The organism is Ruegeria sp. BHSB172 (genome assembly GCF_059613165.1).
This window is the reverse complement of sequence record NZ_JBXWRZ010000015.1, coordinates 18,501-30,191: the sequence shown is the minus strand read 5'-3', so window position 1 is coordinate 30,191 and position 11,691 is coordinate 18,501. Positions and strand designations below refer to the sequence as shown.

Below are 11,691 nucleotides of genomic sequence, written 5' to 3'. Positions count from 1 at the left end.
GGTAAACAGAGTGTCCCGTTCCAGTCGGCCCGGTTTGGGCACAGTCCTGTTCTTTTCAGTGGCGTTTTTGCTGGGTGTGTATTTCACCTTCGCCGCCGTACAGGGCGACTATGGCCTGCTCAGACGGGTCGAGATTGCGGCGGAACGGGATGCTCTGTCGCGCGACCTCGGCGGATTGAACGCCGAAATCGCGCGGATGGAGAACCTGACGCGCAGGCTTTCGGACACCTATCTTGACCTTGATCTTCTGGACGAACAGGCACGCTCGGTTCTGGGCATGATCCGCGCCGACGAAATCGTCATCCGCTGAATGCCCACTCAGGCTGTGGAACGGCGCGCGCCGAGACGCTGCGTCACATTTCCACTCGCCAGACTGCGCGAAATGCATTAAAAGATAGTTTAACGCTAAACTATCTTGCCTGAAGGGGGAGATCGCCACGATGGCTGCGCGAAAAACCACAAAGAAACCAAACGTTTCTGCGGAGGAACTCAAGACCTACTACCGCGAGATGTTGTTGATCCGCCGATTCGAAGAAAAGGCGGGGCAACTGTATGGGATGGGTCTGATCGGCGGTTTCTGCCACCTCTACATCGGTCAGGAAGCCGTCGTCGTGGGGCTCGAAGCCGCTGCCGAGGATGGCGACAAGCGCATCACCTCCTACCGCGACCACGGTCACATGCTGGCCTGCGGCATGGATCCGGGCGGCGTGATGGCCGAACTTACCGGGCGCATCGGCGGTCTGTCCAAGGGCAAGGGCGGCTCGATGCACATGTTCTCGAAGGAAAAGCATTTCTATGGCGGCCACGGCATCGTGGGCGCGCAAGTGCCCTTGGGGGCGGGTCTGGCCTTTGCCGATAAATACAAGGACAACGGCCGCGTGACCTTCACCTATTTCGGCGATGGCGCGGCGAACCAGGGCCAGGTCTACGAAACCTTTAACATGGCCGCCCTGTGGCAGCTACCGGTGGTCTTCGTGATCGAGAACAACCAGTACGCGATGGGAACGGCGCAGTCGCGCTCGACCTCGACCAAGGACATCTATCACCGCGGCGAGGCGTTCGGCATTCCCGGCGAAATCGTCAACGGCATGGACGTGCTGGCAGTGAAAGAGGCCGGAGAGAAAGCAGTGGCCCACTGCCGCGCAGGCAAGGGGCCCTATATCCTAGAGGTCAAGACCTACCGCTATCGCGGCCACTCGATGTCAGACCCGGCCAAGTACCGCACCCGCGAAGAGGTGCAGAAAGTGCGCGAACAGAGCGACCCGATCGAACATGTGCGCGAGCTGCTGCTATCGGGCAAGCACGCCACCGAGGATGACCTGAAGGCGATCGACAAGGAGATCAAGGAAGTCGTCAACAAGGCCGCCGAATTCTCCAAGGAAAGCCCCGAGCCGCCCGTCGAAGAGCTCTGGACCGACATCTACGCCTGAGAGGACGAACAAGACATGGCAACCGAAATTCTCATGCCCGCCCTTTCGCCGACCATGGAGGAAGGCACCCTGGCCACATGGCTGGTCAAGGAAGGCGACACCGTAAGTTCCGGCGACATACTGGCCGAGATCGAGACCGACAAGGCCACGATGGAGTTCGAGGCCGTCGACGAAGGCATAATCGGCAAGATCCTGATCCCCGAGGGCACCGAAGGGGTCAAGGTCAATACACCCATCGCCGTGCTGGTCGAAGAGGGCGAAGACGTCTCCGCCCTGCCCGAGGCTGCCCCGGCAGCCGAGGCGGGAAGCGAGGCCGCCGCGCCTGCGGCGGTTGAGGCGCCCGCACCCGCCCCTGCGGCGGCTCCTGTCGCGCCCGTCGTGGATCTGTCGCCCGATTGGCCAGCCGACGCGCCGATGAAACAACAGACTGTCCGCGAAGCTCTGCGCGACGCGATGGCAGAAGAAATGCGCGCCGACGAAGATGTCTACCTGATGGGCGAGGAAGTCGGCGAATACCAGGGCGCCTACAAGGTCTCTCAGGGTCTGCTGGACGAGTTCGGCGCAAAACGCGTGATTGATACGCCAATCACCGAGCATGGCTTTACAGGCATCGCCGTCGGCTCGGCCTTTGGCGGGCTGAAGCCGATCGTCGAGTTCATGACCTTCAACTTCGCCATGCAAGCGATCGACCAGATCATCAACTCGGCCGCCAAGACGCTGTACATGTCCGGCGGTCAGATGGGCTGTCCGATCGTGTTCCGCGGCCCCAACGGCGCCGCCGCGCGCGTGGCGGCCCAGCACAGCCAGGACTATGCCGCCTGGTACATGCAGATCCCCGGCCTGAAGGTGGTGATGCCCTATTCGGCAGCCGACGCCAAAGGCCTGCTGAAATCGGCCATCCGCGATCCCAACCCGGTCGTGTTCCTGGAAAACGAAATCCTCTATGGCCGCTCGTTCGACGTGCCGCAGGTCGATGACCTGACCGTGCCGCTGGGCAAAGCCCGCATCTGGCGCGAAGGCACCGACGTGACCATCGTCAGCTTCGGCATCGGCATGCAATACGCCTTGGAAGCTGCCGACAAGTTGGCCGAGGACGGCATCAGCGCCGAGGTGATCGACCTGCGCACCATCCGCCCGATGGACACCGGCGCGATCATCAACTCGGTGATGAAGACCAACCGTCTGGTCACGGTCGAGGAAGGCTGGCCCCAAGGGTCGGTCGGCAGCTACATCAGCTCGGTGGTGATGCAAGAGGCGTTCGACTATCTCGACGCGCCCGTCATCAACCTGACCGGCAAGGACGTACCCATGCCCTATGCCGCGAACCTGGAAAAACTGGCGCTGGTGACCACCGACGAGGTGATCGAAGCCGTCAAACAAGTGACCTATCGGTAAGGAGCGACTGACAGATGCCCACCGAAATTCTGATGCCCGCCCTTTCGCCGACCATGGAGGAAGGCACGCTCGCCAAATGGCTGGTCAAGGAAGGCGATACCGTCTCCTCGGGTGACCTGCTGGCCGAGATCGAGACCGACAAGGCCACGATGGAATTCGAAGCCGTCGACGAAGGCATCGTCGGCAAGATCCTGATCCCCGAAGGCACCGAGGGGGTCAAGGTCAACACCCCGATCGCCGTGCTGCTGGAAGAAGGCGAAAGCGCCGATGACATCGCCGCGGCCCCGGCCAAGGCGCCCGAGGCTGCGCCCGCAGCCGACGCGGGCAACGAGGCTGCCGCCCCCGCGGCATCCGAGGCGCCCGCCCCTGCCCCGGCTCCGGCGGCCCCGGTCAAAGCCGACGGCGGACGCATCTTCGCCTCTCCGCTGGCCCGCCGGATCGCCGCTCAGAAAGGGCTGGACCTGGCGCAGATCAAGGGCTCGGGCCCGCATGGCCGCATCGTCAAGGCGGATGTCGAAGGCGCAACCGCTGCTCCGGCCGCCGCTCCGGCTCCGGCAGCCGCACCCAGCGCAGCGCCGGCACCTGCTGCTGCCCCCGCCGGCCCCTCGGCCGACATGGTGGCCCGCATGTACGAAGGCCGCGAGTACGAGGAGGTCAAGCTGGACGGCATGCGCAAGACCATCGCCGCCCGTCTGGCCGAGGCCAAGCAGACCATCCCGCATTTCTACCTGCGCCGCGACATCAAGCTGGATGCGCTGCTGAAATTCCGCAGCCAGTTGAACAAGCAGCTGGAAGCCCGCGGCGTTAAGCTGAGCGTCAACGACTTCATCATCAAGGCCGTCGCCAACGCGCTGCAGCAGGTACCGGAATGCAATGCCGTCTGGGCGGGCGACCGGGTGCTGCAACTGAAACCCTCGGACGTGGCCGTGGCCGTGGCGATCGAAGGCGGGCTGTTCACCCCGGTCCTGAAGGACGCCGACACCAAATCTCTGTCGGCGCTCTCGACCGAAATGAAGGACCTGGCCGCCCGCGCACGCGAGCGCAAGCTGGCCCCGCATGAATACCAGGGCGGCACCTTTGCGGTTTCGAACCTGGGCATGTATGGCATCGACAATTTCGACGCCATCGTGAACCCGCCGCATGCGGGCATCCTGGCCGTCGGCACCGGCGCCAAGAAGCCGGTCGTGGGCGAGGATGGGGAGCTGACCGTGGCGACCGTCATGTCGGTCACCATGTCGGTGGATCACCGGGTGATCGACGGCGCGCTTGGGGCTCAGTTGCTGCAGGCCATCGTGGACAACCTAGAAAACCCAATGGTCATGCTGGCCTGATCCAGGCCACAAGAATCAAAAAAAGCCGCCTCGGACCCCGAGGCGGCTTTTTTTGTACCTGAGAACAGGCTTACTGATCCTTACCCAGCATGTGATCCATCGAGATCGAGGGCTGGTCGCATCCGGCCTCGCCCACGATCTTGGCGGGGATTCCGGCTACGGTTTTGCAGGGCGGCACATCCTGCAGAACAACCGAACCGGCGGCGATACGGCTGCAATGGCCTACGCGGATATTGCCCAGAACCTTGGCGCCAGCGCCGATCAGAACGCCATCCTCGATCTTGGGATGGCGGTCCTCTTCCTCCTTGCCGGTCCCGCCAAGGGTCACCGAATGCAGCATCGAGACGTTATCGCCCACGACCGCGGTTTCACCGATCACGATAGAATGGGCGTGGTCGATCATGATGCCCTTGCCGATCTTCGCGGCGGGGTGGATGTCGACACCGAAAATCTCGGAACAGCGCATCTGCAGAAAATAGGCCAGATCGTGGCGCCCCTTGCGCCACAGCCAATGCGCTACCCGATACGCCTGCATGGCCTGGTAGCCCTTGAAATACAGAATCGGCTGCAGCAGGCGATGGCAGGCCGGATCCCGCTCGTACACGGCCATCAGGTCGGCCCGGGCGGCAGTAAGCAGGCTCTGGTCGTCGGCGTAGGCCTCCTCGACGACTTCCCGCAGCACCATCATCGACATTTCGTTCGAGCACAGCTTGGCCGAAATCCGATATGACAAGGCGCGTTCCAGCGATTTGTGGTGCAGAATGCAGGCGTGCACCAGCCCGCCCATCAGCGGTTCTTTCTCGACGGCGGCTTGCGCCTCGGATGTGATCCGGTCCCAAACGGGATCGACCGGAGTGACTTGGGTGCGCGTTTCAAACATGGCTTTTGTTCCTTTTCTGCGCCTAGAATAGCCATCTAGGCCCAAAAAGGCCAAACGCAAACCCTTGATGTACGACACAACAAAAAATGAACCAGGCGGAACTTATGGAATTCGAAACACTGATCCGCGCCCGGTTGGCCGAATTGGAACAGAATTCCGAAGCCGGGAAACAGGCCCAGTCGGTCGTCCAGCTTGATCAGCAGGCGGTTGGGCGCCTCAGCCGGATGGACGCGCTGCAGAACCAGGCCATGGCCAAGGCCCAGCAGACCCGGCGCGACCTTGAAGCCCGCCGGCTAAACGCCGCTCTGACGCGCATCTACGAGGGCGAATTCGGGTATTGCGAAGACTGTGGCGAGGCCATCGCGCGCGGGCGGCTGGAACTGGATCCAGCCGCCGGGAAATGTGTCAGCTGCGCGTCCGGCTGATCTGAAACCGGATCAGGTGGCGCAGAACCGTCTCGAAACACTGGCAATAATCCGTGTCGTCGAAACCCGGTTCATCCGCCAGAGGTCGGCCACGCGCCGCCGCCATCAACGACCCGTTGCCGAACTGCGGATGCAGCCGCCCGGTGGCCGCGACATGCCGGTCGGCCAGTTCGGCCTCGGCAATCATGCGGGCACACAGGCGGTCCCTTTTGGGTTGCGGCGCGGATAACAAAACCCGCGCCGCCGCGCTGATGTCTCCGTGCAGAACGGGGCGCATGGCCGACCTAGCCCACGGTCATTCGCGCCGCGGGGCCCGGGCCATAGCTGGCCGAAACCTGCGCGACCTCAACGCCATAGGAACCGGTGACGCCGTCGGCAGATTTCATCGCGGCCGTATAGGTCCAGGCCGGAACGGAGACTACCTCTTGGCGCACCAACGCGCCGCCGGCGCTGATACGAACCAGATAGGCCTCGGATTCCTCACCCAGGGGCACCTCGAGAAAGCTCCAGTCGTCTCCGTCGATCCGGGTCCGGCGAACCCAGGTCAGATGGTCGTCGCCCGCCGAATGCAGAGCGCGCAGATGCACCGGCGCATAGGGGCGCAGTCCGTTGCCGTCGAAGGTTTCGACCCTGTGGGTGTAGGACTCGTCGTCGTAACCCCGCGTTGCCGGCCCGATCCGGAAATGCCGCTCGACGCGACGCTCGGTGCGGGCGAGGCTGGCCTGATAGATGCGCTCGTCCAATAGGACGAAGACCGACCCTACCGGCCAGTAGTCCGGCATCAGGGCATCGGTGCCCAACTGGCCCCGCAACCGCCCCGACAGGTCGTAGACACCGGGTTCCTGCAACTGCGCGTCGGCGAACTGGAACAGCTCCCAGTTGCCGGCGGTTCCATCTCCGATGGCCGCCAGATTCGCCCCGTTCAGCAAGGTAGCCCGCGACTGCGACTGCAGCACCCCGTCAATAAGCCTGACCCGCAAGGGGGCGCCTTCGTCCCAAACCCCGGCCGCAGCCCTGGGCAGTTGGGTTTCGGCAAATCCGATCACGGCCTGCCCCGGCAGAACGTCGCGCAATTCGTACCCCTCATCCCGATCCGAGGCATAGACGGCAACGCTGCCCGGCCAGGGGTCGGCCGTCGCCGCAATAAAAGGAGCGTGCGGCTTTTCCGCACCGGTGATCAGCGGCAGATCCAGGAAATAGGACAGAACCGGTACCGGCGCGGCATAGGGCTTGGCGCTGGCTCCGTCATCTTCCATGTCCGACCGGTCATAGACCGCCGGCTCGATCCGGACTGCGTCCACCAGCTGCAGGTCGGCCTGCTCGACCCGGTCGATGCGATACAAGGCATTCGACGCCGCATTCGCCGAAGGCAGGCGCACCACGTCCCCGGCGCCCAGGTGCATCAGTGATGGCGGTAGCGCAAACCGAACCGTGTCGCGCGACACGCGTGCCTCGGACAGCCAACGTTCGACGGTCTGTCGCCCCTCGGCCCGGGTCATCGACAAGGGCATTTCATTCACGGCCACCGAGTGGGTCCGGTCATCGGGCATCACCGCCTCTTCCGACACAAGGTCGTGGTCGGAATCCGACTGCACGAACCGCAGACGCACACGGCCCGCCATTTCCGCTTCGGCCTCGCGCAGGTACTGCACGCGCCCTTCGATCTCGGGGCTTTCCGCGATCTGGTCCAGTTCAAGGTCGTGTGAATGCCGACCCTCGCGCATACGGAACACCAGCATCCCGTCGCGCTCGACCGCGTCGAACCCATAGCGCAGCATGAGCGGTTGCAAGGCGGAGCGTGCATCCGACACGTCTTCGATCGCATAGCCCCGCACGACGCCGTACAGGCCCGACACATCGATGTCGGTCACCCCTGCGCCAAGGCAGATTTCGGTCACAACCGAGGCCAGAGTGCGCGACCCAGACCGCCCGTTCAGCCAATGACCGCGCGCATAGTTGGCCCCATCGCTCCATTGCGAGCGCAGGTTCGGAAAGGTCGGATAGGGCCGCGCATCCCAGGCCCAGACAAAGGCATTCGACACATCCACCATCGGCCCGCCATAGATCTCGGAGACCGGGTTCACCTGCGGGTCCGCCCAATAGCCCAAGGTGGCCTTGAGGTACTGAACCTGGATGAAGTCATCGCGCAGCCCGTTCGAGTATCTTGGCAGGTCCGATTCCGAGGATTTCGGATCGACGAACTTGTTGGGCTGGTTGGTTCCCTTGTCGATAGCCGCGCAGCCCAGTTCGGTGAACCAGATGGGCTTCGACCTGGGCACCCATGCGGTGGGCACCGGCTGCCGCATCCCGCCGATGCGTTCGTGATGCGGCTTCGACCACCAGTTCCGGATGTCCTTGTACCGCCAGATCCATGGTTCGCCATGTTCGGCATCCTCGATCGGGGTCCGGATCTGGGCGTCGCGCTCCTCCGGCGAGGCATAGTACCAGTGATAGCCCTCCCCGCCTTCGATATTGGCGCGCAGATACCCAAGGTCATAGATCGACCGCGCACCGGATTTGGCGTCAAGATGCCCGTCTCCGTCGCGCCAGTCCGAGATCGGCATGTAGTTGTCGATCCCGACAAAGTCGATGTTGTCGTCGGCCCATAGGGGATCCAGGTGAAAATACCGGTCTCCGCTGCCGTCGCTCGGTTGATAGCCGAAATACTCGGACCAGTCGGCCGCATAGCCAATCCGGGTCTGCGGCCCCAGAATCTGGCGCACTTCGGCCGCGAGGGTCCGCAGTCGGTCCACGGCCGGAAATCCCGACGCGCCGCGGATCTGGGTCAGGCCCCGCATCTCGGACCCGATGCAGAACGAGTCGACCCCCCCGGCCGCTTTGCAAAGGGCGGCATAGTGCAGGATGAAGCGCGCAAGCCCCCATTCCTGCGGCCCCGAATAGGTGACGGTGCCCGCGCCGATTGAGAAATCCGACGCCTTGGCCGCGCCAAAGAAGCTGGCCACCTGCGCGTCGGCCTGAGCCGTTCCGTCCACAGACCCGTCCCGCCCCGGCGCAACGTCCAGCGTGATACGCCCACGCCAAGGCAGATGTGGCTGATCGCCCGCATCGGACCACGGGTCCGGCAGGCCGTTCCCCGGCAGTTGATCCATCAGGATGAACGGATAGAACATGACCCGCTTGCCCGTGGCCTTGAGGTGCGCGATGGCTTCGATGACCGACTCGTCCGCCGGGGTCCCGCCATAAACCGGCCGGCCGTCAATCTCCTCGACGACCGCAGCCGCGCTGCGAGCCACCCCGGCCACGTTCCACGGCATGTTCATGCCATCGACATCCCGTCGCAGAACCTTGGGTCGAATGCTGCATTGGCCGCACCGCAGATCATCCCCAAACCATGACACGACCAACGAGGCTGCTTCGCAAGCGGGCAATTCCCGGCGCAACGCCCGCAGCGAGTCGACCAAATCCGGCTGGCCGGACGGCGCGTTGACATTTGCGGCCCAGGTCCGCCCCTTCCCTTTTCCATAGTTCACCTGGCGGCTGGCAAGGGTGTATTCGCCCGTGCCCGGTATCAGGGCAACGCCTTTCACGATCCGTTGCAGCTCGCTCTCATAGTTTGGCATATCCTCCTGATCGGGGCGGATCACCTCGAACGAGAACTGCGGCACGCGGTTGCCGAATCTGCCGAGTTGCAGGTCCTCGATCACCACATAAGCCGTGCCGCGATAAGCAGGCACGTTGCCCGTGCCCTCGATCGATTCAATCAACGGGTCGGGCAGTTGAGTATCCGTCCCCCGATAGATCCGCATGTTGACGCTGGTGCGCTCGATTTCCTCACCATCGGCCCAAATGCGCGAAACGTCGGCGATTTTGCCTGCCCCGACCGCAATCGCCAGCGACACCGAGTAGCTGTAACTGTGGGTGGTCGTCGTCACTTCGGCGGGTTTGGGCGTGCCCTTGCCGCCCCCGGCAGACTGCGTCGTGGTCGTGGTCGACCGCGTCTCCAGAAAATCCGAAGCCCAGATGACCTGCCCGCCCACGCGCATCCGGCCGAAAACCTTGGCCACGGGCGCGCCTTCGCCAGTCTCGGTCAAGCGAAAACGGTCCAGTCGCCCGGTCTCGACCACTTCGCTGCCGCTTCCCATCACCGATTGGCTCATCAGGTGCTGGTCGATCACACGGCCCAGCGTGGCGCCGATGGCACGGCCGACGATCGCCGTGGACAGGCCGGCCACCGTTCCGCCGATTGACCCGCCCAGCGCGGCCCCGGCCGCCGATAACAGAATGGTCGCCATCAGGTGTCCTCCAAAGGAAAATCAAAACAGGCGACCACCCGGCGGCGCCAAGGATCGCTCAGAGCGTTTTCAACCACCCCATGCCCTGAATAGGCATGGATGAAGCGCGGCACCGGGCCGGTCTCGCTGACGATGCCCAGATGCTTGGCAACGCCTCGGTCGCGCATGCGGAACAGCAGCACCGCTCCGATGGCCAAGCTCAGGTCAAGGCGTTCGATCAGGTGGCGTTGGGCAGCCGCCCACATCCGCTCCTCGCCCTGTGGCTCGGACCAGTCCTGGCTGTAGGCCGGTACTGCTTCCGGCTCGTCCCCGATTGCGGCGCGCCACACGCCACGCAGCAACCCAAGGCAGTCGGTACCCGCCCCCCTGATCGAGGCCTGGTGGACATACGGTGTCCCCAACCAGCGGCGCGCTTCGCTCACGATGTCATGTCGGGTCGGCATCACCGTCGGCTCCCTCCTTTGTACGGCTTTCCCTGCTTGGGCACGGCCATCACCCAGTCTTCGCCTGGCAGGTCGGGAAATCCCTGAAAGTTCAGAAGATTGTCGAATTTCAACCGGCAGGTTCTCATCCGTTTGTCGCAACCCGCCGTCAGCCGGACGCGATCACCGGCCGAAAGGCGCCCACCGATCCCGGACCACAGCATAACCTCGCGCCCACCCGAGACCGGCCGATCCGTCTTGATCGTCGCCCACAGCCCTTGCGATGCGCCGCTCAGCACATCCAGCCGGCCCCGATCGAACCAGCCCGCGTCAATCTCCTCGGCCCCTTCCAGGCGCAAGACCGGGCCGTCGCCGACCGCGGCGATCGCGACCTCAGCCCAATAACCGGGCGTGGTCGTGTCGAACTTGCAGGCCTTGTCGCCCAAAATCGCGGTGCAGGGTTTTTGGTAGATCCGCCCCAATGGCCGGTTCAGCCGGTCGGTCAGCCCCCGCAATTCGGCATGAAACGCGCGCCCGGCCCTCCGCAACTCGCCGATCGAGCCGCGAAACTGCAGCATCCGCTGGTCCGGCGCGGCCCAGTTGACCAGCCAGGCCCGCACCTCGGCGCCGTCGAACCGGCCGGCCTCGATATCTTCGTCGCGCACGGCCGCATCGGTCAGGGCGCCCATGGCCTCGGAATTGTCGATCGACAGGCCCGTTGCCTGTTCGATCGCCGAGGCCGTCAGACCGGAGCTTGCCTTGAACACCAGTCCGTCAAAGGCCAATTCGCGGTCATGGTCGGTGAACCCGAAGGACACGCCATCGGTTCGAGTGATCGCCCAACAGCGGCAGACCGTAGTCATGCCGGACTGAAGATGGGTCAGCAATGCCTGCTTGTCGCCGCTCATCAGACCCGCACCTCCACCACCGGAACATTGGGTACGTCGCCTGCCTGAAAGCTGGCCACGCTGACCTGGATCCTGTCGGTGTCGAAGCGCACCGGCACGTCGAACTCGAACCCGGCGGTCACTTCGACCCCCTCGGCCGGCGGGACCGCGAATTGAATCAGACCGCGATTCAGGTCCACCTCGAAATCGACGCCCTCTCGGGCCTCGTCCTGATCGAGCCCCACCTTGACCGTACCCAGCACCGGCTTGACGATGGGCCTGACATAGCTGACCCCGCCCGAGGCATAGGTCTTGACCAGTTGGAACACGGTCGTGACCCCGTCGCCTTGACCGATCACCTGGTCGCCCATGTCGACCTCGGCAGTGGCGGCGCAGGACTTGTAGTCCGACCAGTCCTTCCAGCGAAAGCCGAACATCTGCCCCTTACGCGCCTCGAAAAAGGCGATCAGCGTCTGGATGTCGTCCAGCGACCGCATCCCCAAACCGGCGTCATAGCGCCGCCGCGAATGCGCCCAAGGCGTGTTGCGTTCCTCGAACCCGTTGGCCAGCGTCACGATATCCGTGCGCCGCTCGGGTCCGCCGACCGAGCCGAAACTCAGGCTGGCGGGAAATCTGACTTCGTGGAAATTCATGTCCTGCTCCCCAAA

11 protein-coding genes are annotated in these 11,691 nt (G+C 63.9%); 5 read left to right on the top strand and 6 right to left on the bottom strand.

What is annotated here, in order from left to right; genetic code table 11:
• The first annotated feature begins 10 nt into the window (after positions 1–10).
• The 4 genes from AC2FM3_RS09775 (at position 11) to AC2FM3_RS09760 (ending at position 4,156) form a co-directional block, all read left to right on the top strand.
• Positions 11–310, top strand: a complete 300-nt coding sequence (locus AC2FM3_RS09775; protein WP_496681140.1) for an FtsB family cell division protein — start codon at positions 11–13, stop codon at positions 308–310.
• Positions 311–440: 130 nt separating this feature from the next.
• Positions 441–1,430: a pyruvate dehydrogenase (acetyl-transferring) E1 component subunit alpha gene (gene pdhA / locus AC2FM3_RS09770; protein ID WP_496681139.1), complete on the top strand. Its 990-nt coding sequence runs from the start codon at positions 441–443 to the stop codon at positions 1,428–1,430.
• 15 nt (positions 1,431–1,445) lie between these two features.
• Positions 1,446–2,825, top strand: a complete 1,380-nt coding sequence (locus tag AC2FM3_RS09765; RefSeq protein WP_496681136.1) for a pyruvate dehydrogenase complex E1 component subunit beta — start codon at positions 1,446–1,448, stop codon at positions 2,823–2,825.
• Positions 2,826–2,839: 14 nt separating this feature from the next.
• Positions 2,840–4,156 carry a pyruvate dehydrogenase complex dihydrolipoamide acetyltransferase gene (locus tag AC2FM3_RS09760; protein ID WP_496681133.1) on the top strand — a complete coding sequence of 439 codons (1,317 nt, stop codon included), beginning with the start codon at positions 2,840–2,842 and terminating at the stop codon, positions 4,154–4,156.
• 70 nt (positions 4,157–4,226) lie between these two features.
• On the opposite strand, the gene cysE is transcribed toward AC2FM3_RS09760, so the two are convergent.
• Positions 4,227–5,036: a serine O-acetyltransferase gene (gene cysE / locus AC2FM3_RS09755; RefSeq protein WP_496681130.1), complete on the bottom strand. Its 810-nt coding sequence runs from the start codon at positions 5,034–5,036 to the stop codon at positions 4,227–4,229.
• Positions 5,037–5,122: 86 nt separating this feature from the next.
• Between cysE and AC2FM3_RS09750 the strand changes: the two genes are divergently transcribed.
• Positions 5,123–5,461 (top strand): TraR/DksA family transcriptional regulator, encoded by a 339-nt coding sequence (locus tag AC2FM3_RS09750; protein ID WP_496681128.1) that lies wholly within the window; start codon positions 5,123–5,125, stop codon positions 5,459–5,461.
• Here AC2FM3_RS09750 and AC2FM3_RS09745 read toward each other — a convergent pair.
• The 5 genes from AC2FM3_RS09745 to AC2FM3_RS09725 are packed head-to-tail and all read right to left on the bottom strand — an operon-like array spanning position 5,442 to position 11,676.
• Positions 5,442–5,738 carry a DUF7742 family protein gene (locus tag AC2FM3_RS09745; protein ID WP_496681125.1) on the bottom strand — a complete coding sequence of 99 codons (297 nt, stop codon included), beginning with the start codon at positions 5,736–5,738 and terminating at the stop codon, positions 5,442–5,444. The genes AC2FM3_RS09750 and AC2FM3_RS09745 overlap by 20 nt on opposite strands.
• Positions 5,739–5,745: 7 nt before the next feature.
• Positions 5,746–9,714: a baseplate multidomain protein megatron gene (locus tag AC2FM3_RS09740; RefSeq protein WP_496681123.1), complete on the bottom strand. Its 3,969-nt coding sequence runs from the start codon at positions 9,712–9,714 to the stop codon at positions 5,746–5,748.
• Positions 9,714–10,157: a C40 family peptidase gene (locus AC2FM3_RS09735; protein ID WP_496681120.1), complete on the bottom strand. Its 444-nt coding sequence runs from the start codon at positions 10,155–10,157 to the stop codon at positions 9,714–9,716. Before AC2FM3_RS09735 ends, AC2FM3_RS09740 begins: the two co-directional genes overlap by 1 nt.
• Entirely contained in the window at positions 10,157–11,044 is an 888-nt protein-coding gene (locus tag AC2FM3_RS09730) for a phage/gene transfer agent baseplate hub protein (RefSeq protein WP_496681117.1), read from the bottom strand. The genes AC2FM3_RS09735 and AC2FM3_RS09730 overlap by 1 nt, the downstream gene beginning before the upstream one ends.
• Positions 11,044–11,676 carry a phage distal tail protein, Rcc01695 family gene (locus tag AC2FM3_RS09725; RefSeq protein ID WP_496681114.1) on the bottom strand — a complete coding sequence of 211 codons (633 nt, stop codon included), beginning with the start codon at positions 11,674–11,676 and terminating at the stop codon, positions 11,044–11,046. The genes AC2FM3_RS09730 and AC2FM3_RS09725 overlap by 1 nt, the downstream gene beginning before the upstream one ends.
• Positions 11,677–11,691: the final 15 nt, after the last annotated feature.

What these genes read in the sequence shown, in the direction of transcription:
- AC2FM3_RS09765 (WP_496681136.1), top strand. Translation starts at nt 1,446, where the DNA reads ATGGCAACCGAAATTCTCATGCCCGCCCTTTCGCCGACCATGGAGGAA.
- AC2FM3_RS09730 (WP_496681117.1), bottom strand. Translation starts at nt 11,044, where the DNA reads ATGAGCGGCGACAAGCAGGCATTGCTGACCCATCTTCAGTCCGGCATG.
- AC2FM3_RS09745 (WP_496681125.1), bottom strand. Translation starts at nt 5,738, where the DNA reads ATGCGCCCCGTTCTGCACGGAGACATCAGCGCGGCGGCGCGGGTTTTG.
- AC2FM3_RS09735 (WP_496681120.1), bottom strand. Translation starts at nt 10,157, where the DNA reads ATGCCGACCCGACATGACATCGTGAGCGAAGCGCGCCGCTGGTTGGGG.
- AC2FM3_RS09740 (WP_496681123.1), bottom strand. Translation starts at nt 9,714, where the DNA reads ATGGCGACCATTCTGTTATCGGCGGCCGGGGCCGCGCTGGGCGGGTCA.
- AC2FM3_RS09725 (WP_496681114.1), bottom strand. Translation starts at nt 11,676, where the DNA reads ATGAATTTCCACGAAGTCAGATTTCCCGCCAGCCTGAGTTTCGGCTCG.
- AC2FM3_RS09760 (WP_496681133.1), top strand. Translation starts at nt 2,840, where the DNA reads ATGCCCACCGAAATTCTGATGCCCGCCCTTTCGCCGACCATGGAGGAA.
- pdhA (WP_496681139.1), top strand. Translation starts at nt 441, where the DNA reads ATGGCTGCGCGAAAAACCACAAAGAAACCAAACGTTTCTGCGGAGGAA.
- AC2FM3_RS09750 (WP_496681128.1), top strand. Translation starts at nt 5,123, where the DNA reads ATGAACCAGGCGGAACTTATGGAATTCGAAACACTGATCCGCGCCCGG.
- cysE (WP_496681130.1), bottom strand. Translation starts at nt 5,036, where the DNA reads ATGTTTGAAACGCGCACCCAAGTCACTCCGGTCGATCCCGTTTGGGAC.